Origin of the sequence: Bradyrhizobium sp. LTSPM299 (assembly GCF_000938235.1) — a bacterium.
Lineage (GTDB): Bacteria > Pseudomonadota > Alphaproteobacteria > Rhizobiales > Xanthobacteraceae > Bradyrhizobium.
In genome coordinates, this window is the sequence record NZ_JYMU01000100.1 from 50,019 (window position 1) to 76,872 (window position 26,854).

Here is a 26,854-nt window from a genome sequence, read left to right on the forward strand (position 1 = left end):
ATAGCAATAGCGGGACGGCTAATTTGGGAAGAAATCTGTCCAGAGCGGGATAGTCGCCAGGCGAAACCAGCCTCAAAATAACCGCGATGGCGCTACCCACCATTAAATCATCAGCACGCGTATCGAGCGAAAAATAGAGCCTTTCCCACGATACGCCGTGAAGGGCCAACCCGATCCTCCACGCCCAAATGGACATCGCAATGACAAGGATCGCAAGAACGAGCGACCAACCTATACCAAGCCGCCGCGCTAGAAATGCGAAGGTGATAGGCCACAGAATGTAGAATTGCTCCTCCGACGAAAGCGTCCAAGAATGGACAAGATCCTTGATGCCGTCGGGATCAAAAATATACCAATAGTTGGAGACGTACGTCAGAACGATCGCGCTGTGTGCAAGCGCAGACGAGAAAGGCGGCGCGAAGAACGACCGAAAGAGCAGATAGCCCCCGATCATTGCCAATAGTGGAGGAAGGATTCTGGCAAAGCGTCTTCTATAGAATTCGATGTATTTAATTTGGCCGTGGCGATCGATATCTCGTATTAGGAGCGACGTGATATAATACGCGCTGGCCGCGAAAAATACGTCTATGTAAAGTATAACCCCCGGGAGATACTCATAGTAGACATGAGCCACAACAATTATGACCGTCATCAGTCCCCTCATGCCATCGAGGGAAGGGACATATCCCAGCGGATAATGTTGCTTTCGATACGCGTCTAGGATGATTTGCTGCAGTGGATTGACTAGCGCACGCCGATCAATTACTTCACTCATTCAAAAGTCTCACATCTTCGCGAACAGAAAAAATCAGACGCTTCAAAACAGTCAGTTAAAGATGGCGATGTGGAGTTTTTTGGCGCCATAATTCCATCGCGCGTTTAGATTAAACTTATTTTATAATATTTTGATTTTATAATATTTTGAAACGAGGGGTTAATCAAGACGGAACTCTGCCTCGCGGCGAATATTGATCGCGACTCTGCGATCGGGCGGGCACGAAAATTGATCAACGTCAATACTTCGCGTTGTTGCGAGAGGTTACGCAAATAGCTGAACTAGCGATGGGGCAGTTAGCCTTCCAGTTGGCTGCCAGCGGATTGTCGTCGATCGACCGGCGATGGAGTTGATGCTGGCGCGGCTCTCTGCGTACAGGCGCAATAGCGACTTGCTTGGGGAAAACTAGCTTCGGCCTAACTTCCCGCTGCGCCACGTTGCGGCATTCGAGTTATTTATTCGGTGCAGGCCGTGAGCATCGCGGCCGCTGTCGGTCTCAATGTGGAACTCGATGGACTCGATCCCACTGATGAAGCTCGAGCCCATTTTCGATGCTGATTGAGGCAAGGATGCCGCCTTTTTAAGCTCGAAGACCGGTTTCACGCCGCGCTCGAATTTCGGTCCGATGCGGTGTCGCGCAGCCGGTCTTCCTCTCCAAGAGCCTTTGGCGACCGTGGCAATGAGCTGACGTGACAGAGTTTGTTGACTTGCGTGTTCGTGCGGCTTGCCTGGAGTTCGCGGGATGCGAGGTCCGGCTGCGGCTCGATGCCGTTCATTTTGGCCGTAATTTAAACGAGGCCTGTGGTTGGAGCCACTCCAAGCCGGCGCGAAACCCCACGTCGGTCGCACCGGTTTAACGGCATCCTCACCTACCAACCGAAGCTTTCCGTTGTAATTTCATCGGCGCGGACGTCCGCGGCTGCTCGGCTGCATTCGCTGCACGACCTTAAGGTCATGGCTAAAGCTGGATCGTCAAATTTGCCTTCAAACGCTCGCAGGTCGGCGCCGCGCGCACCCGGCGGCTACTTGGCCAAGGTTGCTCTCGGCGCGGCGCTCTCGTCTCGAGACCGGTTGGCCTCGGCGTTATCCATACGACGCGTCTTGCCCGTCGATAGACCGTTCCCGTGTGATATCTGCGTTCAGGTAGCTCGCGTGCACTCCAGACCTTCGGAAGGCCGAACCCTGCAAGAATCAGCCTGGGCAGCATCCGTTCCAGCTCCGTGCCTTCGCGTACCGACACCGGATCTGAAAGTCGCCTTGGCACCATTTGGCTGCTTTCGCGCCAAAAAGTCCGCTTTTTGCCTATCAAATTCCGCAAGTCGCCCTTTCAATTACTTTTTTGGGTTCCATTTTTGCCATAGTCCGCTGTTAACCATGTTTGCGATGGGCTTGGGTGGGACAGACCCTACAGCGGCGGGGACGACCGCGGGGTCGATAGGTTAGTCAGGGTTTCCTCCTGTCGCTTTGACCGGTGACAACTGCCGCAATTGTGCGGCGGTGGAAACGCGTCAGTAAAGGATGGGGATGTGATGCTGCTTCTCAACGTTCGATGTGGTCGGCGCAGCAGATGCAAGCAATTGCATCTAAATTTTATCTTGAGTTCCAACGAAATGTTTGGATTTGGAACCTATTGATGTTTGCGGTTTCAGACGTTCGCGCCGACGCGGGCGAATTGCGGTCTTGATCTTGGACGAAGCGGCGAGGGAAACAGTCTATGACAACCTACTACGTGAGTTCAATTCTCGGCTCCGATAACAATATCGGCACGTCTTCCACGACGCCTTTCGCTACCCTGCAGGAAGCTGCAAACGTCGTAAAAGCCGGTGATACCGTCGAGGTTATGAACGGTACTTACACGTCGTCCGGGGGAGGTAACGATGTGCTTTCTATCACTACAAGTGGTACCGCAAGCGCACCCATTACGTTCGAGGCCGCCTCTGGCCAAACCCCGGTCATCAATAGCTCGGGTGCCTGGAACGGAATCAACATTAAAGCGTCCTACATCGTTATCAACGGCTTCACCATCGTTGGTGATGCGGCCAACTACACGCAGGCTCAGGCGTTGGCAGGGTATAGCGCAGGCAATCCCAACCTTGACGGAAACGGCATACAGGTCACGCAAAGCAGCACCGTAACCAATCCCAATCACATAACGCTCGAGAATAATACCATCTACAATGAGCCCGGTGGCGGTATCGCTACCGGCTATGCAGATTATCTGCAGATTTTAAATAACGTGGTCTACAACAATGCGCATTGGTCGGCGTTTGGAAATAGCGGGATATCTGTCGCCGTCTCGACGAACTCCGACACGAATTCCGGGGTCCACGATGTAATCAGCGGTAATCTGGTCTTTGGCAACTCGCAGCTGGTCCCAACCAACGGCAGCGGCAAGATTACCGATGGCGAAGGCATCATTCTCGATACCAATCCCAACTACACCGGCGAAATTCTCGTTGAAGACAACACGGTCTATGACAGCGGCGGGCCAGGGATCGAGTCCTACTTGACGGCCAACGCGGTCATTAGCGGGAATACCGTCTATGGCAATAACACCGAGAATACCCAGGCCGCGAGCAATGGCACTATTTTCATAAACCAATCGAGCAATGACACGGTAACGAACAATACGACGACGCGCCCGAACCTTACGACACCCGCGGCGCCGACAGTCTCGGGCGGGACCGTCAACGACTATTTGAACGGCTATACGTCGAATACCGTGACTTTGAATGGCTCGGCCGAGGCCTACAAGACGATCACGGTATACGATAACTCGACGTTGCTGGGAACAACCATCGCGAATGGTGGCGGCGCATGGACGTTTACGACTGCGGCGCTTGCAAACGGAAGTGAAAGCTTCACGGCCACGGCCACGGATTTTGCGGGCAACGTGAGTGCGGTCTCTTCGCCTTTGGCAATGACCCTAAATGTGCAGCCCAATCTTGTTACGAATGGCAACTTCGCAACCGGGAATTTCTCGGGCTGGACTCTGGGTGGTAATTATACCTGGACCTATGGGCAAGAAATTACGATCGCCGGATCGTCCAATTCTGCCATCGGGACAGCAGAAGGCGGCAGCACATACGTGGCCAAATTGGCCTCTGTTGGTCCGTCCACCTCAGACGGTGCGTTGAGCCAAACAATCGCAACCACTCCAGGCCAGACCTATACGGTGAATTTTTGGCTCAAAAGCCTGGGGTCTGGAAACAATGATTTTTCGGCAATCTGGAATGGGCAAACCCTGCTTTCACTAGCCAATACTGAATTCGGCTATACAGAATATTCCTACACAGTAACAGCGACCAGCAGCTCGACGACGCTCGAATTCTCCGGGGCGTCTCTACATGGTCAAAGCGCTTGGTATCTCGATAATATTTCGGTAGCATCGTCTGCGTCTTCGTCAACGTCTACCACGCCTGTGGTGTCGTCGGTGGCGGCCTCCGGGACCGGGATCACGGCGGGTACGGGCAACCTTGGGGCCGGCAGCGTGGTGACGCTGACGGTGAACCTGAATGAGGCGGTGACGGTTGCCGGCGGTACGCCGACGCTGACGCTCAATGACGGCGGCACGGCGACCTATAGCGGCGGTTCGGGCACCAGCGCGCTGACCTTCAGCTACACGGTGGCGGCCGGTCAGACCACCGCCGACCTGGCGGTGACGGCGGTCAATCTCAACTCGGCGACGGTCAAGGACGGCGCCGGCAATGCGGCCAGTCTAACCGGCGCGGTGACGAACCCGTCCGGCACGCTGCAGATCGGCGCCACGACGCCCACAGTGTCGTCGGTGGCGGCCTCCGGGACCGGGATCACGGCCGGCACGGGCGACCTCGGGGCCGGCAGCGTGGTGACGCTGACGGTGAACCTGAGCGAGGCGGTGACGGTCAACACGACGGGCGGAACACCGACGCTGGCGCTCAATGACGGCGGCACGGCGACCTATACCGGCGGCTCGGGGACCAGCGCGCTGACCTTCAGCTACACGGTTGCGGCCGGGCAGAACACCGCCGACCTGGCGGTGACGGCGGTCAATCTCAACTCGGCGACGGTCAAGGACGGCGCCGGCAATGCGGCCAGTCTAACCGGCGCGGTGACCACGCCCTCCGGCACGCTGCAGATCGATACCACGACGCCTGCGGTGTCGTCGGTGGCGGCCTCCGGGAGCGGGATCACGGCGGGGACCGGCGACCTCGGGGCCGGCAGCGTGGTGACGCTGACGGTGAACCTGAGCGAGGCGGTGGCGGTCAACACGACCGGTGGGACGCCGACGCTGACGCTCAATGACGGCGGCACGGCGACCTACACCGGCGGCTCGGGGACCAGCGCGCTGACCTTCAGCTACACGGTGGCGGCCGGCCAGACCACCGCGGACCTGGCGGTGACGGCGGTCAACCTGAACTCGGCGACCATAAAGGACGGCGCCGGCAATACAGCCAACCTCACCGGTGCGCTGACCACGCCCTCCGGCACGCTGCAGATCGATACCACGACGCCTGCGGTGTCGTCGGTGGCGGCCTCCGGGAGCGGGATTACGGCGGGGACCGGCAACCTCGGGGCCGGCAGCGTGGTGACGCTGACGGTAAACCTGAGCGAGGCGGTGACGGTCAACACGACTGGTGGGACGCCGACGCTGACGCTCAACGACGGCGGCACGGCGACCTATACCGGTGGCTCTGGCACCAGCGCGCTGACCTTCAGCTACACAGTGGCGGCCGGCCAGACCACCGCGGACCTGGCGGTGACGGCGGTCAACCTGAACTCGGCGACCATAAAGGACGGCGCCGGCAATGCGGCCAGTCTAACTGGCGCGGTGACCACGCCCTCCGGCACGCTGCAGATCGACGCCACGGCTCCGGTGATCAGCTCGATCAGTGAGACGCCCTCGAGCGGCGATCTCAACGCGGGCAAAACAGTCGTCTATACCCTCACGATGAACGAAGCGGTGACGGTCAACACCAGTGGCGGTACGCCAATGCTGACCTTCAACGATGGCGGCACCGGGACCTATATCGGCGGTTCAGGTACGAACGTGCTGACCTTCAACTACACGGTGGCGGCCGGCCAGAATACTCCCGACCTGAAAGTCTCGACGGTCAACCTCAACGGTGCCACGATTAAAGATAGTGCCGGCAATGCGTCCAGCATGTCAGTGGCCGGCCTGACCCAGGGCAGCCCGCAGATCGACACCACGACGCCCACGGTATCGTCGGTGGCGGCCTCCGGGACCGGGATCACGGCCGGCACGGGCGACCTCGGGGTTGGCAGCGTGGTGACGCTGACGGTGAACCTGAGCGAGGCGGTGACGGTCAACACGACGGGCGGAACACCGACGCTGGCGCTCAATGACGGCGGCACGGCGACCTATACCGGTGGCTCGGGGACCAGCGCGCTGACCTTCAGCTACACGGTGGCGGCCGGCCAGACCACCGCGGACCTGGCGGTTACGGCGGTCAACCTGAACTCGGCGACCATAAAGGACGGCGCCGGCAATACAGCCAACCTCACCGGTGCGCTGACCACTCCCTCCGGCACGCTGCAGATCCACACCGCGATCGAGTCTATCGGATCGACCGCGCTGGTGCAGGTTGGAAACAACTATTTTTTCGATCCCGTTGCCGGCGGGGCCGGCCCCGAACTGAAATATGACGGCACGGCCTTTACGGCGGGAGAGTTTGGCGGATGGGCACCGATTGCCGCGGAGGCGATCGCCGGCGGCTATGAGGCTGCCTGGAAGACAGGTGCCAACACCTATACGGTCTGGGACACCGATAGTCGCGGCAACATGACGACCGACCCGATTGGTACGGTGTCGGGCAGCAGCACGGCGCTGGAAGCGCTGGAGACAAGCTTTCATCAGGATCTCAACGGCGATGGCGTGATCGGGATTCCCGCTGTGTCTGCTGGCACGACGATCGAGTCGGCCGGATCGACCGCGCTGGTGCAGTTTGGAAGCAACTATTTCTTCAACCCCGTTGCCGGCGGGACCGGTCCCGAACTGAAATACGACGGAACGGCCGTTACGGCGGGCGAGTTTGGCGGATGGGCACCGATTGCCGCGGAGGCGATCGCCGGCGGCTATGAGACTGCCTGGAGGACAGGTGCCAACACCTATACGGTCTGGGACACCGATAGTAGCGGCAACATGACGACCGACCCGATTGGTGCGGTGTCGGGCAGCAGCACGGCGCTGGAAGCTCTGGAGACAAGCTTTCATCAGGATCTCAACGGCGATGGCGTGATCGGGATTCCCGCTGTGTCTGCTGGCACGACGATCGAGTCGGCCGGATCGACCGCGCTGGTGCAGTTTGGAAGCAACTATTTCTTCAACCCCGTTGCCGGCGGGACCGGTCCCGAACTGAAATACGACGGAACGGCCGTTACGGCGGGCGAGTTTGGCGGATGGGCACCGATTGCCGCGGAGGCGATCGCCGGCGGCTATGAGACTGCCTGGAAGACAGGTGCCAACACCTATACGGTCTGGGACACCGATAGTAGCGGCAACATGACGACCGACCCGATTGGTACGGTGTCGGGCAGCAGCACGGCGCTGGAAGCTCTGGAGCCAAGCTTTCATCAGGATCTCAACGGCGATGGGGTCATTGGCGTTGTCACCAATGGGGCGATTACGATCGCGGCCGGTCAAACGACTGAATTGACTGGAGCCTACTCCGGTTCGATCACATTCGCGGCCGCAACCGGTACGCTGACAATCGATAACTCGGCAAGCTTCAAGGGCACGATAGGTGGTCAACTTGCGATTGGTGACGTTATTGACCTTCGCGACATTACGGCCGGGGCCAATGCCACAATCGGCTATTCCGGCAACAACTCGCCTGGAACGCTGACGGTTAGTGATGGCACCCACACTGCCAGCATCGCTCTCCTTGGCAACTATTCATTGGCAAACTTTACCGTATCAAGCGATGGGAATGGCGGTACATCTCTCGTCGACCCTCCTTTGCAAACGGATCAAAGCGGCAATTTGCCATCGCAGGGGCTGGGAAGGGATTCAGCATCTTTGATAAGTGCGTTGGATCAAAGATTGGCGCTATGGTCCCAACACATGGCATCGGCATTTCCCACTTCCTCGTTTGATAGTGGTCCTAAATCGATATTGGGCAATCCCGAGGTTGGAGGGACTGTCCAGTTGTCGCACTTGGCCACGTCGGTTCCTGGACCGGGACATCTTAGTTCCAGCGTGCAAGGATAACCGGCCCCGTCCGTTGCGAATTTGGAAGCAACTTCGCGACGCGGCAGCTTGGGTACAGCAGGCTCAGCGTGAGCTGAAACATCTTCAAACAATCGGTTCGTCACTATCCTCCAATTGAACGCTGACTTGCGGTTGCCGGCATTTAGAGCAATGTTGAGCTAGTTTCGCCCAACGTTTCAGCATGAAATGTGACGACATTTGAAGATATTACTCTCCCTTCTGATCCTCTTTGCGGTTGGGTTCTCACTCCCGGCTGGCGCCGCGCCGTCCGAGAAGCGTCTGGCGCTTGTCATTGGGAATGCTTCATACAAATCCAACAGGCTCCCGACCACCGTAAACGATGCAGCGCTGGTCGCCGAAACGCTACGGGCGGCAGGCTTCAGCGTAATGGGCGCCCGCGATCTGGATGAAGATTTGCTGCGCCAAGCTTTCCGCGATTTTATCGACGCCGTCGCAAAGGCGGGGCCTGACGCAGTAGCTGCCGTGTATTTTGCGGGTTATGGGCTACAGCTCGAAGGTGAGAACTATCTGTTACCGGTCGACGCTAACATTGCCGAGGCTTCAGACGTACCCCGTCTGGCTGTACGGTTGTCCGACCAAACGCGCTCGCTCGCCGGGCTTCGTTTGAAGGCAACCTTCATCATCCTGGATGTGGCCCGCAAAAGTGCACCCTTCTTGTCGGGTCAGCCCCCGGCCAGTGGCCTCGCCTGGGTCGAGCCCGAACCCAATATGCTGATTGCGTTCAATGCCTCGCCGGGCACAGTCTCGCCCGATGATGAGGAAGGTTACGGCCACTATGCCAAAGCGCTCAGCGAAATGATTCTTGAGGGCGGCCTGACGCCCTCCAACGTCTTTGATCGTGTGCGTTTGCGTGTCAACGAATTGACGAAGGGTGCGCAGGTGCCCTGGGATGCTTCGAGAATCGAAACGCAATTCATGTTCTTCGAACGTGGTCCTGGCGCGCCAGCGCGGGCTGACTCGCTCGAGCGTACCGCCAGGATGCGTTCCCAATCGATGCGCAGCCTCGGTGCCAACGACGCCTATCTGGTGGCCTTGATGCGCGACACTTTCGACGGCTATACAGATTTTCTTGCGGACTATTGGCGGGAGCCCTTGACCAAGCGGGTTCGCGCGCTGCTTGCGGTACGGCGCGAGGCCATCACCTGGCGAAGGACCTACCAAGCTAATGTGGCCGATGCCTACTGGTCGTACTTGGAGCGATATCCGCGCGGACCCCACGTGGCAGATGCCCGTCGTCTTCTCACGCGTTTGGGCGCCGCGGTCGCTCCGGCTTCTGGATTCGCAAGGGTGGAATACGATGTCCCGCCGCCTCTGCCTGACGAACTGCAGTTTATCGAGCGAACTGTGCTCGTCTTCGACGATCCCGTGTTCGGGCTTGAACTGCCACAACAGGCACCAATTTACTTCCTGGAGCCGCCGCCAGAATTCCTGAGTTTGGCACCGCCGGCTGCGCCATCTGAAGCATACGTTCTCCCCGTGCCAATGTTCGTATCGTTGCCGGTCTATATCGATCTACCGGCTGTGGTGGTGCGGCCGCCCGGTCCGCCTATTTCCAATAACGCTCGCAAGATGCAGGTCATCAACGGCACGAATGACATTCCGACTAAACCGGACGGTGAAGCCGTTTCGTCAAATTCGCCAGCAGACGCGAACAAGCTCGATGATCCTCCGCGCCTTCCGCCTTCGGTTGCGACTCGCGCCACGCAGATCAAAAGTCAGACTCCGCCACCACCTGCTTCGAATCCGGTAGAGCAGGAAGAGGTCAGACCGCCTCCGTCGCCGTCCGTTCCAGCGGTATCTGCGACGCCTATCTGGGCGATCTTGGATCCGGCTGCGCCAGAACGGATGAAGCCGGCTCTGAGTGCGCCCGTGCCGACCGCGTCACTGACGCCTTCTTGGGCAACCGACTATAGGATACAGGCATATCGAGACGCTGGGCCGCCCGCGCGTACGACAAATATCGAGCCGCCGCTTCCCGTCGACACAATAATCGCATCGCCGCCAACCGGCTTATTGCCGCGAAATCAACGTACCACAACGGGGTCGCCGCGCACGACTGGCAGCATTCCCCTGCCGATTTCCCGGCCGGCAACGTTCGTGCCGCAACCAACCCGAAATCGGCCAAAGCCGATTGCACATACTGCGTCGACGTCGCCGCCGATAGCGGTCGATCAAGCGGGGCAAACCTTGCTGCCGAGGCCCAACAGGCCTTTACCTTCGACCGCTTTGGAGCGTCCTCCCAAGGCTGCGCTTGGAGTCTTGCCGCCGAAGTCTCAGAGAAAGCCATGTCCGGTCGTGGAGGGGAAGCCAATTTGCAACTGAGCGAGAGACGGAGCATTTTGGAGTCGAAACAAGCCGACAGCGGAGCCTTCCGATTTCGCTCTATCTCTTATCCGTCCGGCATAAACCGCCGTCAGATCATGCTACTTGAGCGGAGACTGCTGATGCTGACGTCCAATTCAAAGTAAGCAGTTCGTCTAGCCCAGGTGCCCGAATGCGCGGTATCGCTCCGGCGCGGGCCGCCTCGCGGGCGGCTCAGCCTGCAGAAGCATCACCATCGCTCCGAGCACTGGATCGTGGTGCGCGGCACCGCGCAGGTGACCGTCAGCGAGCTGGTCAAGACGGGCATGAGAACGAATCGATCTACATCCCGATCGGCGCGGTGCACCGGCTGGAGAACCCGCAAGATCCAGCTTGAGCTGATCGAGGTGAGACCGGCAGCTATTTCGGCGAGGACGATATCATCCGCATCGAGGACGATTATCAGCGCGCGTGAGGTCGCTCGCCGGAGCGAAATGGCTCGATTGGTCGTCGAGCTTTTGACCCTGACCAGACTAGTCTAGACCGCAACCGAAGGCTAGACGCCGAACACGCTGAGTTCGCCACGCAGGCCGTCGAGGCCAGACGCGTTGCAGAACAGCGTCGAAATGCGCCTGCGGGGTTACGGCTTGGGCTAACTGGCGGCGCGCTGGAGTTGTATCCTTGCTCGAATCGATGCCCATCCAGCACTTAGGCTCGACAAACAGCTCCTTGGAATTGGACGCCAGCATCACAAAGCCTCCGCTCGAGCAGCATGATCTGACGGCCGCCCGCCCGGATGGATACCCTATCTCTCACGCAGGCTCGCTTGCTTGTATTTCATCAGCGGTGACAGCAGGTAGCTGATGATCCGTCGAGACCCGGTCTTGATCTCGGCGGTGACCGCCATGCCGGGCGAAAGATTGACCATCTTGTCCTCCACCTGCATTTGCAGGCGGTCAACTGAGATTCGCGCTGCGTAGGTCAATTCCTGGCCCTTGGGCTCGCTAGCGGAGCTGGAGAAGCTAGCTGGTTTGTCGTCCGATTTGTCGCTCGCAGCGTCGCGCACAATTGAATCAGATGAGATCGTGCGCACCTTCCCATGCAACAAGCCGTATCGAGTGAAGTCGAAGGTATCGACCTTGATTTCCGCCTCGTCGCCGGTGTGCACGAAACCGATGTCGCGGTTGCTCACCATTGCTTCGATTTCTAGTTGACTGTCGCGGGGCACGATCACCATGAGTGCCTGTGCAGGTGTCACCACGCCGCCGACCGTATGTATGGCCAATTGCTGAACCGTGCCCGATACTGGCGCGGTCAGCTGTTGAAATTTGGTGCGCTGCTCGGCTTTCGACAGATCGGCGACCAGGCCCGCCGCTTTCCGCTCGGCCTCCGTCAACTCGCCGAACAGTGTTCGGCGATACTCGGCTCGGGTCTGGGCTCGTGTCTCGACAATTGCTGCGACCGCGGCCTGTGCTTCTTTTAGATGGCTCATTTGGACCAACCGCTCCTGCTGGCTTTCGGTCAATTGCTGTAGCACCTCGAAATACTGTAGCTTGGAGCCAAACTCATTGAGCGTCTTGCGAATGTTGACTCGTTCTTCGATCATCGGAATGATTGCCTCAAGTTTGTCGACCGTTGCCGAGATGGTACCGAGTTCAGCCTCCTTTTGAGCCCTTTGCCCATCCAGGGCCGCAAGTTTCGCCCTGTGCTCCGTGACCTGCGCCCTCAGAAATTGACGTTGCATATTGACCAGAGCCTGGTCGGCCCCCTCCGGGGGACGGAATGCGTTGAGCGGATCGTCTGTATCAGCGAGCGCGGCACGCAGGCGAGCGATGTCGAGCTGCGCCGACTGTAGGTCACCTTGGAGATGACTAATCTCGCCTTCATTGATGGTGGGGTCGAGCTCGACTAGCGTATCACCGGCCCTCACACTTTGGCCGTCGGTGACTCGTATCGCGCGCACGACACCGGTTTCGAATGGTTGAATGACCTTGCTACGACCGGTCGGAATTATTTTTCCAGTTGCGGTGGCCACAATATCCACATGGCCCAGACTCGCCCAAATCAAGGCGAGCAAGAAAATCGCGATGACGCTGGCTCCGATTGCCCGGCCAACGGGGGAGGGCGGGGTTTCGACGATTTCGAGGGCTGCGGGTAGGAACGCAAGCTCGTCTGGGTCCCGCGGCTTTGCCGCCGCCGGAAAAGGAACGACTTTCGCTTCCGGCTTCATCAAATTCAACCCAACTGCAGGCGCCCGCCCATTTTTTAGGCAGAGAGCGCTCGATGACAGGAGATTCCCGTATTTCCGCGGATACACCGATTGACGTTATCGAATCTGATACGCGTTTATAACCTTTGAGGGGCAATTTTTCCGCCGAATTGCGAATAAATATTGAAAGTCATGGCGTCAACACGCCGCCGTAGTTTCGGATAACAAGTTTAGAAATGCAGAATCGAGCGCGATTATCATAAACATGCCGCCGTAGTTTCGGATAACAAGTTTAGAAATACAGAATCGAGCGCGATTATCATAGATTTAACCGGCCGCTCGATAGCGGCGGGATTGCAGGAACGGGGTGAATTTATGACGGGGCATTCGGATATACCCGGGCCGAACGATCCAGGTCTTATCGCGCTGGTGATGCTGCTGCGCTTTCACGGTATCGGCGCGGATCCCGCCCAAATTCGGCATCAGTGCGGGACCCAGGCGATCAGTACTCTGGACATGATCCGATGCGCCAGGGAATTTGGCCTCAAGGCGCGTGAGGTGAAGACGAATTGGGCGCGCCTGATAACCACCCCTTTGCCCGCAATTGCCGCACTCAAGGATGGCGGCTTTCTTCTGCTCGGCAAAGTTGGTGACGACAAGGTCGTCGCACAATCCGCGAAGACGCCTCGCCCGGAATTGATGACCAGAGTCGACCTCGAGGCGATATGGGACGGACGCCTCGTTCTGATGACCAGGCGCGCCAATCTGACTGAACTTTCGCGCCGTTTCGATCTGACCTGGTTCGTGGGCGCGATTCACAAGTATCGGCGGCAACTGGCTGAGGTGATCTTCGCATCCTTCTTTCTTCAGCTGTTTGCGCTCGCTTCGCCATTGTTCTTTCAGGTGGTCATTGACAAGGTTCTGGCCCATCGCAGTATCGACACGCTCGATGTGCTCGTGATCGGATTGCTCGGGATAGCACTGTTCGAGACTATTCTTGGCGTCCTGCGGACGTATCTTTTTTCGCACTCCACTAATCGGATCGACGTCGAACTTGGCGCAAGGTTGTTCCAGCATTTGCTCGCATTGCCTACGGCCTATTTCCAGGCTCGCCGCGTCGGTGACTCGGTCGCGCGCGTGCGTGAATTGGAGAATATCCGGACATTCTTGACCAGTTCCGCCCTGACCCTTGTGATCGATCTGTTCTTCACTTTCGTCTTTCTCGGGGTCATGTTTTTATATTCTCCTCTGTTGACCGGCATCGTTCTCGCTGGATTCCCCTTTTACATAGGAATTTCCGCTGGGGCGACGCCGCGGTTTCGCCAATTACTCGACGAGAAATTCAAGCGCGGTGCAGAGAATCAAGCCTTTCTTGTGGAATGCGTCACAGGGGTCGATACCCTTAAGGCAATGGCGGTCGAACCGCAGATGCAGAGGCGCTGGGAAGAGCAACTCGCTGGCTACGTAACGGCGAGCTTCCGAGTTTTGCGGCTAGGAAATAATGCCAGCAACAGCGTTCAATTTGTCAACAAGGCCGTTATGGCGGGCGTTCTGTACTTCGGAGCTCGGCTAGTGATCTCCGGCGACCTGACCGTAGGCGAACTGGTCGCATTCAACATTTTGGCCGGACGGGTGAGCCAACCGGTCCTACGCTTGGTGCAGATCTGGCAGGACTTCCATCAGGCTAGGATCTCCGTTGAGCGGCTTGGCGACATCCTTAACACGCCGCCAGAACCCAGGTTCAATCCGACCCGCGCCGCACTGCCTGCTATTCGAGGCGACGTCACGTTCGACCATGTCGTGTTTCGGTACCGCATCGATGGGCCGGAGGTGCTGCACGACGTTAGTTTCAGCGTTTCCGCCGGACAGGTTATCGGCATAGTCGGCCCCTCGGGCTCAGGCAAGAGCACGGTCGCGAAGCTCATCCAGCGTCTCTACATCCCCGAAAGTGGCCGCGTGCTGGTCGATGGGGTCGACCTCTCCATGGTCGACACGTCTTGGCTGCGCCGTCAGATCGGGACGGTGTTGCAGGAGAATGTTCTTTTCAATCAATCGATCCGCGACAATATCGCATTGCCAGATCCGGCAATGCCGATCGAACGGGTCGTCGAAGCAGCCAAACTCGCAGGTGCTCACGATTTCATATTAGAACTGCCGGAGGGCTACGACACGATCGTGGGCGAGCGCGGCGCTAGCCTCTCAGGTGGACAGCGTCAGCGAGTTGCTATCGCTCGCGCGCTGGTGACCAATCCCCGCATTCTGATTTTCGATGAAGCAACCAGTGCGCTGGACTATGAAAGCGAGCGCATCATTCAAGAAAACATGCGACGCATCGCGCAAGGCCGCACGGTATTCATTATCGCACATCGTCTGTCCACTGTGCGACGCAGCAATCGGATCATCACCATTGATCGCGGCCGTTTGGTGGAAGATGGGACGCACGACGAACTGATCAGCAGTGGCGGGCGCTATGCGGCGCTTCATCGGGTGCAGGCGGATATCCAAGAAGTGCGGTAGAGCACGCTCCAAAGCGCAAGATGGTAAGACAAACTCAACTTAAACGGGAAAATACGCCTCGTCAGGTGCGAGACGTCTCTCTGGCTTGGCAATATGGAAGGCCCAGCTTGGTGTCCGCGATGCCTACAGCCCGCCACCAAGTTCGGCTAAATTCTTTTGGAAGGTCAAGGTGCTGATAGTTGCCCGCAGCGCCCATTCAATGCTGAAGACGGGGCTCACGGGGGCGGCCGTTATACACCTTACCATACGTTAGGATGCCATTCCCCAATCCCGTTGCGACGAGATACATTTCCGGTGGAACTAATATTCGTCGACATTCTTTGCGCACATTTGCTCCCCAGGGTTGAACTGGTCAGGCGATTGTGGGAAAGACTACATTGAAGGTCCGAGCTAGCCTCGTTTCCTATGGAAGGCCTGATACTCATTGGGAATTCAGTATCGGCCTGATACTCATTGGGAATTCAGTATCGGCCTGATACTCGTTGGGAATTCAGTATCGGCCTGATACCATTTCGGGCGAATCACCAAAGACTGAGACATGCTGATGACACGGAAGTTGAACCTTGAAGGTATGTCCATCGATGAGATGTGGCAGTTGTACGAGGAGATTAGCCAGATTTTGTCCGTTCGGCTGACGACCGAAAAACGAGAGCTTGAAAAGCGGCTGGCTCAGCTGCGTCGCGATAATGAAGTGCGTCAATCAAAGCCGGAAGATGCGCATTCCTTGAACGGTTTGACTCGTGACCGGCGCAAGTATCCGCGGGTTCTTCCGAAGTACCGCAACCCAAAGGAGCCATCCGAAACTTGGTCCGGCAGGGGAAAACAACCGCGCTGGTTGGCGGCAGCCCTAAAGACCGGTCATACGATTGAAGAATTCATAATTCGCCAAACGGGATCAAAGAACAAGAACAATGGAAACCGGCAGCGGGTCCAGGCTTGAGGCCTCGGTCATCCGGTGCGGCCGTTTGACGCGGTCATGCCAATATCGCGTTGAAGTACTGAGGGTTGTCGGCAAGTATAGCGCCGGCGCAAACCTACTCAAATGCCTGCAAGGCGCCTTAGGAAGCCTGAAGCCCACAACTCCCTGACTGTTCGGCTGTGGTGGCGATGTCAGATGTGGCCTTTCGCCTTCTGTACCAGCCTGAACAGGCCCAGTGCGGCCAAGCCCGTAGCCAACAGTGGCAGTCTGGACGGCATCGGCGTAGCGGCCGTGATCGAGCCGCTAGAGCAGGTTCCTCTTAATGCAAGCCGTATCCGGCTATCCGGCGTTGGCGAAGAAGCTTGCGCATTGGTCCGGTTTGAACTGTTGCAACGCCTTGTGCAACCGGCAAGAGGCCCCCACCTCGCGGTTGTGCGCGTGGTCTGCGATACAGCTTGGCATGAGCTGATCGTTGGGAGTGAATCGATGGCAAATGCCATGCTTGATGCCAGGCAGGAAGGCGGTTCGTATCGTCGTATCGAGTTGATCACCGGGGAGCGCCGGCGGCGGCGTTGGACGGCGGAAGAGATGGCACGGAACCGGCGGATCGTCAGCCGCACCGTCGAAGGGGCCGTTCCCACCCGCCGCGCAATCGCGCGGGTCGGCATCCCGGCCGACTTCAATCTGATCACATCGTGCACATGGCGCATCGCAAGCCTCTCCATCGGCGTCCAGGTCCCCCTTCGCAAAGTCGAAAGGCGAACCGTATCGGAGCCAGAAGAGGCCTCGTCACCCCCGGGCGACATCATCCCGGAATGGTGGGCGAGATCATATCGGAACGGTGGGCGAGATCATTCCGGAATGGTGGGCGACATCGAGCGGAATCAGCACGTCCCTGTTTGATCAAAAAAATTGACGACATAGTTGTCAGTATAGCTGCGCTCCAACCGTCCGCGATGGGCGCGGCACGGAACGAATATGCCCAATCCGGCTTTTAATCTGCACCGGGCCGCATAAAGCCAGCACTTGCCTAGCCCCCGGCAAGCGGATGAAAGATGAAAGGTCTCCGAAGTGGAAACAAGGGTCGGCGACGGCATAAACGTCGAACAAATCCGCGAGATTCTGCGGATGCAATTTGAAGCAGCAGCCACTGACACCAGAGATCCAACGAAGATAACGATCTTGCGAGAATTGTCGACAACTACCGCGGACATCCCGGATGCAATGATCCAAGCATACTGGGAAATATTTGAAGGCTTGCGCGATACGGAATTGGAACACGAGATGCTTAGAGGGATTGGCATCTCCTTTTGGCCGGAGTCAGCGAGCGACTTCGTCGAAAGGTTTATCTCAATATCTACTGGCGGCGATTAGCTCATTAATCAATTGACTGCTGGCGGCACCGCGCGAAGGTTTGCGCAGAATCCGTGCGGGATCCAATCGCAGAGGATACTAAGATAACCCTACGGCGGTAGGCAGACCAGATTCTCTAAAATGAACGCGAGTTCGGGGAGGAAACCGCATCCGATGAACGTGGGTGCTGCAATGGCTCACACTACTCCAAATTGTTGATGACCGCCTGCGCTTTGGCTAGGAGATCGCCCGAGGCGTTCACCGGAATAGCTCGTCCGCATTCCGCAATTCGAACTTGCCTTCTCAATTTCTGCAATTCGCGGTAGTTTCTAGCAAGTGCTTCATCAGTCAGCGTTGTGACTTCGTCCCGGCTCAAAAATCTAGCCCTGCTCATCAATCGTTCTCGCTGAAATAACTACAAAATGGATGGCAGAAGTTGCTCTCTATTCTCGTATAGATACGGCGCGCGCGTAGCTCGTGGGTTCAAACTTGGAACATTAAAAATGCTCAATCTTTCGATTATTTTTATCCAACCCGTGACGCGGCTTGGGAAATCAGACCTGGTCACGTGTCGCTTGAACAGTTGAGCTACCTCGAGACGAGCTCGAATAGCCACTGTGGCGAACATTACTAAATAAATCATAGAGTTACGATGATCTCCTGCCTCGCTTCTTGGCAATGCTCCGGCTAAAAACTCCGCAATAGCAGCACCGGCCATCGGCGAAGGTATCACCCAAAAACCGACTTAGACTGCGTCGGATAGGAGTAAATGGATCGCCACCGACGTACAAGCCGGGGTGCTTTTAGAAATCTGTGCGTAATGCTCTTGTGGCGGGGTTTCCTAAACCGGCCTTGAAACCGCTTGCCTTCAACGGGAACCGCAATTTTCCGGTAGCTCTGCGATGTTTCCTACCTTAGAACCGCACAAATTGCTGCCGCCCAAGGCTAAACCGCTGCGGGGGTTGAGAAGTTTCCAGTCCTGTTGACGGCAAAACGCAAGGATTGGCGGCAGCATCGCTGAAGCTAATGATCTGTCCGCAGCGAAACTCGCGGCAATTTTTCCTCATAGCTCTTCAGCGCTTCGTGTATCCGGGTGGGCTGTGCGCTGTGACCGTACCAAGTCTGCCCAGCCACGCCGGGTTCCTCAGTTTGGACTGAGGAACCGTGCTTTCTTTGGCGAATGCGGCGTGGCCTTCTTGTAGTACGTCAGGCCGGGCTGGTCACGATGCGGCCACGATTCGCGCTAGCGTTGACGAAGTGGAGCGCAACGAGTTCTCCGGTGGGGCGAATGCCGATGACGCTTCTGTCCCGACAATATGTTGCCTGGTCAGCAAACGATATCGCGACGCTGAAGGACTACCCGGCATCGGTTATTGCTCGAGAACTGGAGCGGACGGCTCCAGCGGTCGTTCGGAAGGCCCGCGAGTTGAAACTGTCAATGAGAGTGAGGCGGCCTAAGCGAGAAGGGCAATCCAAGAATGCCGATGCCGCTGCAACGAATCGCGTGAAGCGATGACGGCTCGGGGTGGATAGTCGCGAGTGGCACACACGGCGGCGGCATATCAGGCCGGCTCTTCTTCGGTGTCCACCACGAGGATGCTAGGAACGCCGGAAATGGTAGCGGCGGTAAAATCCTTAAGCGTTTGCGGCTTTTCCATGGCAGTCGTAAACCGGCAAATCAAACGATTGGCGTCCCACAACTCGATGTCGTGTCCATCAACCAGCTTTCTGGCCGCTTTCATGGCGGTCGCGTCATCTCGATAATCGCTCGGAAATTCCGGGATTGTTAGAAAGCGATGGCCATCCTTGCCGAAAATATAGGCGCGATAATCCGACATTTCTTTGCTGCTCCTCAAATCCGGCAAGAGCCTAACACGCCACAATTATGAGAGTTCCAAATGGGTTTATTTTAGCATCGTGAGCGCGACTCTTCTCTCAAGATTGAATAGTTCCGAGAGATTGCCACCAGGACGAGGCAGATAGCGGTTCACTCCGGAGCCTCATATTCTAACGCCCGTAGTTTCCTTGAATCCACGTTTCCGCAGCATCATCAATCGCAAAGGGCCGCTAGGTGATTGTGGTCACCAGATGCTTCGCGGGGCTTGACCCTTACGGGCTCGCTCCTGCAAGAGAAAATTAACCATAAGATAGGCATCCTACCGATGAAGTCCGGCGAAGATTGTTTGGGACGGGCAATCGGAAATGAGCAGGCGGTTAATATGTGTGATCGCGGCGGAGTTATTTCTTAGCGGCTGCTGCCTTGAAACAGGGCGCTACGTCCAGCCTCCCGTCAAAGCGATGTCGAGTTGGAACGCTCCCTATTGGAACAGCATCGTTCCCTTCAGGAAACGCAACCACGCCAAACGCGCAATCGTTGAGAAGTTCAGCGAGACGCCGGCAGCTGACAATGCGTCTCCAAGTGAGGCAGATCTGGCCAAACTGCGACCATACTCGAAGGAATGGGGAGCCGCCCTCGATGCCATGAACCGGGCAGCCGATGCGAAATTGAAAAAGAGGCTCATTATCTGCAACGGGTGTCTGCCGCCAGAGCCAGACGATCAGACGGGTTCAATAACCTCCAAAAAGTAGGCGTATAGGATCGATGACCGGCCCGCGACTCCTGCCTGGCGCGGGCATTCATTCCGCGCGGCTTGCCAGTAATGGAGTAATGGCCACGTTCGGCTTCGATTAAATCTTCGGGATTGCGGGCTGCTCGGCAAGTAGATAGGCTGCCGCCATTAATTATATTTAATTGTATCGGTTATGCGTATTGCAGGGCACGTATTTCTCATTATTGGATTGTTGCTGTGCGTTTCTATCGCCTGGGCCGCGATAGGCTTCTTTGCCATGGGTTTTGGTCTCATTTTTCTTTTGATTGCGGAAGAGCAACTAAAAGCATCGGCGCTACGTTCAAGACGTCCGGAAACTCAATTTCGCTCGATCCGAGTCGACCGACCGCCAAAAGCGACAACGCTGGATGCAACTCAGGTTTGGCCAGCCCAAACTAGTCTTCTTGCAGACAACCCGAACCAGATCGACGAGTGGGAGTCGCTGGTTAGGAAGGATCAGGATCTTTCGCAGGTTGTGACGATCTTGATGCCGTTCGGACAGAAGTACGTCGAACAATTGGCGAAAGCCTATGTTGCGTTTAATGACAAGGCCTTTCTCCCAATGATCCTGGACATGGTTGTCGCCTCCGCGCGCAAGGATTCAGACCTGCGACCCTTCGACGCCTTCGCGAACCCATATGATCAAAGCTCGGCGCCTTGCTCACAGCCGGACAGCCTTCGGGAAATTGCGTCTCTCGCTATTTTTAAACGTCCTTCCGATAAAGGCTCTTCCGAAGACGGGAGAAACCCGCGGGAGATCGCGGAGGCGACGATACAGCCAAAATCGATGAGCTCCTCTGTAATTCTCCGTCAACACGCTCCGCTATCGGGATCCGGTCAGGGGTCGGAAAACCCTGTGCGCGATGACGACGTCACCGCAGAAGCTGACTTCGTCGAACCTTCCGTTCGAGAAATCGACCGCGTTGAATCCGATAGTTTAAAGCGTTTGTTTGATTTACTTGTCTTGTTGCCGGCGAAAGGCAAAGAAAACTAACTTGCCGCCTGAGGCGCAAGCGCTGGCCCGGCGAGAGGTTTCGGCGTTGAACTGGACTCTGGCCAGCTATTGCCTCGAGACGTTGTTTTCGGAGCTATTCCACCCAAGCCATATTGGAAAGTGAACAATCAAGGTAAAAAGGCGCGATGGTGATCAATATCAGCGTTGCCGCTTGGACGATGATTGCCTCTATCGCAATCGCGGCAAATTCAGCTCATTTAATATCCCAACTGATCAGGAGAACAGCCATCCGGCCAACCGGATCATCGCCCACCCGAGCGCGATCAACCAGCCGGTCATGGCAACTGCACAAATTGCCAGATATCCGACTGAAAAAAGGCGCTCCCTGAAATGGCTGGGGCTGGCGGGCGATTTGTCGACGGGGATAATCTGGGTGCTACCCATGGTGCTACCGCGCTCGTTCGTCTCGGAATCTATCGTTAGTCGCTGAAGGCCAGGATCAGGTTCGACGCTCCCGTGCGACACAGTAATGTTGCTAGAACCGATTTGAACGGAGCATTGTGAACTACGTCACAAGAGAGACGTTCGTACCAAATAAAGCCGCCAGCTGAAGCATGTTGACGGGGACGATGGTCGCGCCCCTTTCTTGGTGAGCGAATTGAACTCTTGAGCGCATTCGGAAAACTGTCGAAGCGGACGAGGCGTGCGCAACCAGTAGAGCTGCCGCTGAATCGTTCCAGCGGCGGCTTTTTCACGCGAAAGGCCGAGAAACGCCGGCTGCCGCTCGCCGGTGCACGTGGTGCGGCTCTAGCCCTGCGCCTTTCCTTTTGCGGCCGCCGAGATCAGATTTGCTGACCTGCCGGCGCAGTTCCATTAATTTGAGAAATCTAGCTTCGAGCTTGGCTTTTTCTTCGGTTACGACTGCAAGCCGCATGTCGACGAGAGCTAAAAGACGATGCAATGGTGCCTCCTTTGTAATCGCAAGGCGTTCAAAATGGACGCAGCAACCTAAATTGGACCTCCCAGTTGCGATGAGAAAACTGCTCGCAATGTAGGCAACGCAAGAATCGAGCCAAACTCCTAACGTGGGCGATACGCGTCAAAAGCATGAGCGAGAAAAATGCTGATGCTGATGAATGCCAGCAGTGTCGTCACGATCTCGGTCACGGGCGTCCTCCCTGACTTGCGATGCCGGGTAGGGCAGCCTTGACGAATTGGCGAAAAAGCGCGTTGAGAATGACGGCCAACATGATCGGACCCCACCGCTATCGAGAACATCGTAGGCCGTGTTTGTTGCAGGACGATTTCGCGGTTGGAGAAATTGGTTTCATCAGTTTAGCGCGGGACCAGCCCCCAGGGAGTTTTTCGTTCGAACGCCTTTCCGGAGTTTGCGGACCTCCTGCTTTCCCAACAAATCCCACCGTCCCAAAGGCGAGGTTTCACTTTTCGGGCCCGAGGCTACGTGCGCCGACGACCTCGCCACGGCTTTAGGAAGGCCGTTGGTGAGACCGGCTTTGGGCTGGCTGAGACCCTGCCAAAGCCGGCCAATCGGCACCCCGTCCGCCAGGACATGGTTTCCAACCGACGGCGACCGGGGTTCAGGGGGCGAGACGCCGACAGCGCCCGCGCAAACTACGGATAGCGCCGAGAAGTCGAGTTGCTCAATCCGGCATTGGTCGTCTCGCCAAACTCAGCCCGGGCCGCTGTGGGTTTGCTGTCTGAAGCGACGGGCCGGAAGCTACGAACAAGACACACCGCGCGGCTTCGACGGGCTGACGTTTATCCCCGCTCTTTTCTTTCTGCCGCTCGACGGCCCTTATTCGAACACGATCACTCGTGATTAATTTCGCTCTGGGGATATCGTCTAATCCAGCTTCTCAAATCTCGCCTGAATTGCGCATTTGATGCGATGAACAATCTCTCGTTGCCCAAAGCTTTTGCTGGAACTTTCTCCAGTCAGGTAGATTATTGGCCTTGAAACGCTCTGAGTCTCAAAAGGCGACTTAAAAGGGAGAATCCGCGATGGCGATGGTGATCGAAATCAACATTGCGCTCTGGATTATGCTTGGCTGTATCGGAATGGAAGCCAATCAGATAATTAAATTTGTGAACTGATTAAAAGAGCAGCTATCCGGCCTGCCTAATCGCTGCTCATCCTATCAGGACCACCCGCTGGCCATGGCGACCGCACAGATCGCTCAATGTATGGCTGTGAAAGTAGGCTCCTTGAGATTGCTGGAGCTCGGGCGCGGGTTTTCGTCTGAGTTGACCTCAACGCCTTAGGACGCTGCCGCGCGGATTACCTTTGGATCTCGGCGTTTGTCGCTGGAGGCGGCGATCGGGTTCGATGCTTTTGCATGACGTCAACCGATCTTTGAGCGAGTGATCGTGGATGACTTCACGATGTAGACGTCCATCCTCAAAAACAGCAACTCGTTCCAGCCTCCAACTCATTCTGGTTTAGCTCACAATTCAAACCAGAGGGGACTATCTAGCCATGGCCGAATGCGCCTATTCGAGACCCGATACCATGACGGCAGTCGGAACCAGCGGATATCGAGACGGGGCATTTGCAGCTCTCTGCTTGTTGGCGACATCACTTCAATTTGGCGGAGCCTTGGACCAACGGAGCAATGCAGCGAAGACGGAGTATCGCAAACATGACGCGCAAGATGACAACCATTTTCGCCGTCAAACGACGTAGGGAAGATCTATCGGCACGTCACAATATCACCTTCCGAACGCTTCTCGCGACGGCGGCGAGATTGCATTCAGTGTAAGGCAAGCCTCCCGTGAACCGTGCGACTCTGGTTGCGGTTGTCCACCGCCGATGAGGCCGGGCCGGCAGCCGAACCGCATTTCAGCACACCATGTAGCGTTCTCAGGCGCTGCACCTCACGATAGAGGTGTTTCAGGTCGTCGCGATCTGAAGCTTCGGCTTCGCTGTTGCCGCAGACAGAAAAAGTCTTCATCGAATACCCCAAGCAGGAAAACCAACGAAGCCGCCACGCCGAGTATAATGGCGCGACGACTTCGCCATGGTGGACCCGGACGGTGAGCAATGTCCGGTGGAAGAAAATCTACGCAATTGTGAGATTTGCACAAATGAAGTCGCTGGTTAAGCTTGATGTCGGAGAAAAGGATTAAATACCCCGCAGATCTACGGTTTTGTGCGAAACAGCAACCGCAGTCGCAGCCGAAGTTACTGCGGGATCGTGCGCTGAATGATAGTTGGCGTTGCGGCGGCAGAATTTCGCTAGTCATTCTCGTCCGTCCGGTCCGTAACCACTTGCGCCGCAGCTCCTATTCATCTGAGATTGACGGACAGACCTCGGCGCAACGAGGACAGCGCGGACGCCTGGTCGCCCGGAGAAGTGATGGCTGTATCGCCAGCCGCCGCCGTCTCTCTCCGGGCCGATTTGATGATTGCAGCCCAAGCAACTATTTGTCCAAACGGCGCCCGGGCAGTACGATCAGGCAAATCGCCGCGCGCAAGACGAATGAAAGAGGCCGCCATCTGAGGTGACCTCAAATCCCGATCGAATGCCGAATTTGTATGACCATGCGGCCGACCGCATAGGTGTATTTGCCCTGTGCATATTGCTGGTCCCAAACGTACAGAGCGGCAACCACGCCAGCTGCAATAAGCAATCCCTTCACGAGAAAATCTCCGTGGTATCGACTTGAACTGTCGCACATTCACCAGTGTCTGCCGTGACCCAGATAGGTCATCATCAGTCCATCGATAGACGTCCCGCGACCCGCCCTCCGGCCGCCTCAGCGCGGGGCAGGGCGCACCAGCGCTGCCTTTGGTGGCATGGTTGGCGCGCCTTAGCTGAACCTCGCGCCAAGTCAGCAAGATAGTGCTCTCTTCATTGGTTGCGGCGACACTGCGCCCCGGCGGCCCTTCTGGCTGCCGGAGGGGGAGTGTTCGTTTCCGCGAGCTTCGAAATTTCACTCGAGTAAATAAAAGAGCCACTTCGCCCGATCTGAACCCTGTCGTGGCGGCCGTTTATTCAGCCGCGACAACTGCAAAAGCGAAAACCCCGCTTGGGGGAGCGGGGTTTTCCAAGGGTTCGAAGCGGGTTTGGGGACCTTAGCGCTTCAATCATCTGTCGACTGACCTGGGAAAAGTTTCAAAAGAAAACCCCGCAGGCTGGATGCGGGGCTTTCTCAGTTGGCGACCTGGGGCTTCAGGGCGTGAGCCGCCAACTGTTGAGAGGTTAACGTAAGGTAGAAATTTATAAAAGCAACAGCGCCGCGTTGACGGAGTATGTTCGTCACGGGGCGCTTGGCTAAATACTGGGTCCTGAATCCCCCGGCAACTATCTGTTGTTGTACCGCGGAACGCGCTTCAAAGAAAAATCCCGGCGGTAGAACAACTCGCGGAGTTCTCGAGCCGGATCGTAAGCGGGGTAGTTCACGCCGGCACTGGCAATGTAATTCGGCGCCCGGCGAAAAGTTCGTGGCGGGCCGCTGGACGCGGCCAGGCCAAATAACTAATTATGCTAAGGCCTTGGGTGGACTGAAAACCATACCGACATCCTAGGCTTGACGGCCCTAGTTCAAAATGGTGCACTGCCTATATTGCGGTGCCATGAACGATATTGTCGAAAGAGTTTTGAGTTCAGCAAGCCATCCTGTGGGGGCGGAAGCCCGCGAGAGGGTCGCGCAATACATCGTCCTGCTGGCCTCTACCGGGAAGACCAGCCGCGATCTTGAGCGCTTCGGCAAAGCCTATCTTCGAGAAATTATGAAGCCCGACCCGCGCTATTCGGGCTGCTGAGCCACGTGCGATTCTGAGAAGCGGCCGCCTCCCCCTTCCTCCTCCTGTGTTAGATTGTCTGGTCTAGTCTTGCCATTGTAGCGCTGCTGGCCCTGTTTTTGACGTGCACGGCGCTAGCCCGTTAGGCGGCGCGTAGGAATATATGAGCGCGGTTTCATCGAGCGTAAGGTACGGCCGCCGCTAGGCAATTAAACTCCATAGTTAAGGTTGATTCCCGCGAGAACGGATAAATGCGGAACCGGCTTTAGATACGGTCCGGCGCATTAGACAATCCGCTTCAGGTTAACGGGAGAATCAATTGACGCCGCTCAACTTGTTCTCCGATCATCGCGCCGTTCGAGATAAACGAATGGGTGTCGAAAATGTTAGTTGAGTTAGCCTTATTCACGGCTTTGACGATTTGTGCTGGCGCTGTCCTGGTCAAAGTCTACGAGCGGCGGCAGGACGTTCTTTACGGCCCTTATCTCAGACGGGACAACTCTGAAAGACGACCCTCCTGAAAGGATCGCCGATGCTCTCTCCTCAATGGGCTCTTGTGGTCCTGCTCGGCGTGTTGTGTGCGGCAGTGACGATGGTGGTGATCACGACTGTGAAGCGGATCGCCATCGAACGACCAAGCCCTTCCGAACGAGTGCCCAAGAGAACGCTTCCTCGTTTGCCAACAGATTTGAGGCTCCCCTCGATCTCAGCGGGTCGGGTCGGAGGCTGGAAGAACACCGTCAGAAGCCGGCTCGCCCTCCAGGCAGGCCGAACTAATCTTACTGCGTCATGAGTTTTCATCGTCGTCCGCCTGCTGCGATGGCGCCACAACATGGACATCGCGGCAAGGTTTTGATGATCGCTCGGATCAGGCGTAGACGCATGGTTGCGATCGAGTTGGGGGTGTGGCGTTCAGGCCGCGATGGCGGATCCTCTGGGTCGGTAATTGTCGGGTAAGCGAGGTGTCTGGAACGGCGTGGCAGAACGAGGTCCTGAGGGGGGAATCGTCGCCCGCTCGGCGATCAGGAATCCGTAAGCTGCAATGCAAAGCGTGGCGTGATGGTGGAAGCCGAGCCATCCGCGGCCCTCATAGTGACCGAGCCCGACCTCTTGTTTGAGCTCCTGATAGTCGCGCTCGATGCGCCAGCGCAGCTTGGCAAGATCGACGAGTTCGCGGAAGCCGATATTGGCTGGCAGCGTCGATAGCCAATACTTGGTCG

At 56.9% G+C, this 26,854-nt stretch carries 16 protein-coding genes; 9 read left to right on the forward strand and 7 right to left on the reverse strand.

Features of this window, described 5'->3' with window-relative positions:
• Window positions 1-775, reverse strand: a 775-nt coding sequence (locus UP10_RS41830; RefSeq protein ID WP_044593007.1) for an acyltransferase family protein, incomplete at its 3' end; no start/stop codon positions are given.
• 1,714 nt (window positions 776-2,489) lie between these two features.
• On the opposite strand from UP10_RS41830, the gene UP10_RS42490 reads away from it, so the two are divergent.
• From UP10_RS42490 to UP10_RS41850, 3 genes are all read left to right on the forward strand, one after another.
• Window positions 2,490-7,985: a beta strand repeat-containing protein gene (locus tag UP10_RS42490; RefSeq protein WP_082077582.1), complete on the forward strand. Its 5,496-nt coding sequence runs from the start codon at window positions 2,490-2,492 to the stop codon at window positions 7,983-7,985.
• Window positions 7,986-8,183: 198 nt separating this feature from the next.
• The gene (locus tag UP10_RS42495) at window positions 8,184-10,328 is read left to right on the forward strand and encodes a caspase family protein (RefSeq protein ID WP_050044086.1); all 2,145 of its coding nucleotides are present in this window, start codon (window positions 8,184-8,186) and stop codon (window positions 10,326-10,328) included.
• A 257-nt stretch (window positions 10,329-10,585) separates the two neighbouring features.
• Complete coding sequence (locus tag UP10_RS41850; RefSeq protein WP_044592991.1) at window positions 10,586-10,849, forward strand: hypothetical protein; 264 nt, start codon at window positions 10,586-10,588, stop codon at window positions 10,847-10,849.
• Between the two features lie 263 nt (window positions 10,850-11,112).
• Here the strand turns inward: UP10_RS41850 and UP10_RS41855 are convergent, their stop codons facing one another.
• Window positions 11,113-12,537, reverse strand: a complete 1,425-nt coding sequence (locus tag UP10_RS41855) for an HlyD family type I secretion periplasmic adaptor subunit (protein ID WP_044592992.1) — start codon at window positions 12,535-12,537, stop codon at window positions 11,113-11,115.
• 354 nt (window positions 12,538-12,891) lie between these two features.
• On the opposite strand from UP10_RS41855, the gene UP10_RS41860 reads away from it, so the two are divergent.
• The gene (locus UP10_RS41860; protein ID WP_044592993.1) at window positions 12,892-15,033 is read left to right on the forward strand and encodes a type I secretion system permease/ATPase; all 2,142 of its coding nucleotides are present in this window, start codon (window positions 12,892-12,894) and stop codon (window positions 15,031-15,033) included.
• A gap of 541 nt (window positions 15,034-15,574) precedes the next feature.
• Window positions 15,575-15,973 carry an H-NS histone family protein gene (locus tag UP10_RS41865; protein ID WP_044593011.1) on the forward strand — a complete coding sequence of 133 codons (399 nt, stop codon included), beginning with the start codon at window positions 15,575-15,577 and terminating at the stop codon, window positions 15,971-15,973.
• A 170-nt stretch (window positions 15,974-16,143) separates the two neighbouring features.
• Here the strand turns inward: UP10_RS41865 and UP10_RS46300 are convergent, their stop codons facing one another.
• Window positions 16,144-16,761 carry a helix-turn-helix domain-containing protein gene (locus UP10_RS46300; protein WP_082077584.1) on the reverse strand — a complete coding sequence of 206 codons (618 nt, stop codon included), beginning with the start codon at window positions 16,759-16,761 and terminating at the stop codon, window positions 16,144-16,146.
• Between the two features lie 262 nt (window positions 16,762-17,023).
• Between UP10_RS46300 and UP10_RS41875 the strand changes: the two genes are divergently transcribed.
• Window positions 17,024-17,326, forward strand: a complete 303-nt coding sequence (locus UP10_RS41875; RefSeq protein ID WP_044592994.1) for a hypothetical protein — start codon at window positions 17,024-17,026, stop codon at window positions 17,324-17,326.
• 1,541 nt (window positions 17,327-18,867) lie between these two features.
• On the opposite strand, the gene UP10_RS41880 is transcribed toward UP10_RS41875, so the two are convergent.
• Window positions 18,868-19,143: a hypothetical protein gene (locus UP10_RS41880; RefSeq protein WP_050044088.1), complete on the reverse strand. Its 276-nt coding sequence runs from the start codon at window positions 19,141-19,143 to the stop codon at window positions 18,868-18,870.
• A 925-nt stretch (window positions 19,144-20,068) separates the two neighbouring features.
• On the opposite strand from UP10_RS41880, the gene UP10_RS41890 reads away from it, so the two are divergent.
• Together UP10_RS41890 and UP10_RS45050 are read left to right on the forward strand one after the other, a co-directional pair.
• Window positions 20,069-20,908 carry a hypothetical protein gene (locus UP10_RS41890; protein WP_044592996.1) on the forward strand — a complete coding sequence of 280 codons (840 nt, stop codon included), beginning with the start codon at window positions 20,069-20,071 and terminating at the stop codon, window positions 20,906-20,908.
• Window positions 20,909-21,080: 172 nt separating this feature from the next.
• The gene (locus UP10_RS45050; RefSeq protein ID WP_156180798.1) at window positions 21,081-21,359 is read left to right on the forward strand and encodes a hypothetical protein; all 279 of its coding nucleotides are present in this window, start codon (window positions 21,081-21,083) and stop codon (window positions 21,357-21,359) included.
• Window positions 21,360-23,640: 2,281 nt separating this feature from the next.
• On the opposite strand, the gene UP10_RS45055 is transcribed toward UP10_RS45050, so the two are convergent.
• Both UP10_RS45055 and UP10_RS46455 read right to left on the reverse strand, forming a co-directional pair.
• Window positions 23,641-23,841 carry a hypothetical protein gene (locus tag UP10_RS45055; protein ID WP_156180800.1) on the reverse strand — a complete coding sequence of 67 codons (201 nt, stop codon included), beginning with the start codon at window positions 23,839-23,841 and terminating at the stop codon, window positions 23,641-23,643.
• Between the two features lie 556 nt (window positions 23,842-24,397).
• Window positions 24,398-24,529 (reverse strand): hypothetical protein, encoded by a 132-nt coding sequence (locus UP10_RS46455; protein ID WP_283807728.1) that lies wholly within the window; start codon window positions 24,527-24,529, stop codon window positions 24,398-24,400.
• A gap of 937 nt (window positions 24,530-25,466) precedes the next feature.
• On the opposite strand from UP10_RS46455, the gene UP10_RS45060 reads away from it, so the two are divergent.
• A complete protein-coding gene (locus tag UP10_RS45060) occupies window positions 25,467-25,655 on the forward strand; it encodes a hypothetical protein (RefSeq protein WP_156180802.1) in 189 nt (62 codons plus the stop codon).
• 891 nt (window positions 25,656-26,546) lie between these two features.
• Here the strand turns inward: UP10_RS45060 and UP10_RS43840 are convergent.
• Window positions 26,547-26,854, reverse strand: a 308-nt coding sequence (locus UP10_RS43840; protein ID WP_156179577.1) for a transposase, incomplete at its 5' end; no start/stop codon positions are given.

Coding starts and splice junctions, on each gene's coding strand:
- UP10_RS42490 (WP_082077582.1), top strand. CDS start 2,490: ATGACAACCTACTACGTGAGTTCAATTCTCGGCTCCGATAACAATATC.
- UP10_RS41855 (WP_044592992.1), bottom strand. CDS start 12,537: ATGAAGCCGGAAGCGAAAGTCGTTCCTTTTCCGGCGGCGGCAAAGCCG.
- UP10_RS41860 (WP_044592993.1), top strand. CDS start 12,892: ATGACGGGGCATTCGGATATACCCGGGCCGAACGATCCAGGTCTTATC.
- UP10_RS46300 (WP_082077584.1), bottom strand. CDS start 16,761: ATGATGTCGCCCGGGGGTGACGAGGCCTCTTCTGGCTCCGATACGGTT.
- UP10_RS41880 (WP_050044088.1), bottom strand. CDS start 19,143: ATGTCGGATTATCGCGCCTATATTTTCGGCAAGGATGGCCATCGCTTT.
- UP10_RS41890 (WP_044592996.1), top strand. CDS start 20,069: ATGCGTATTGCAGGGCACGTATTTCTCATTATTGGATTGTTGCTGTGC.
- UP10_RS45055 (WP_156180800.1), bottom strand. CDS start 23,841: ATGAAGACTTTTTCTGTCTGCGGCAACAGCGAAGCCGAAGCTTCAGAT.
- UP10_RS45060 (WP_156180802.1), top strand. CDS start 25,467: ATGAACGATATTGTCGAAAGAGTTTTGAGTTCAGCAAGCCATCCTGTG.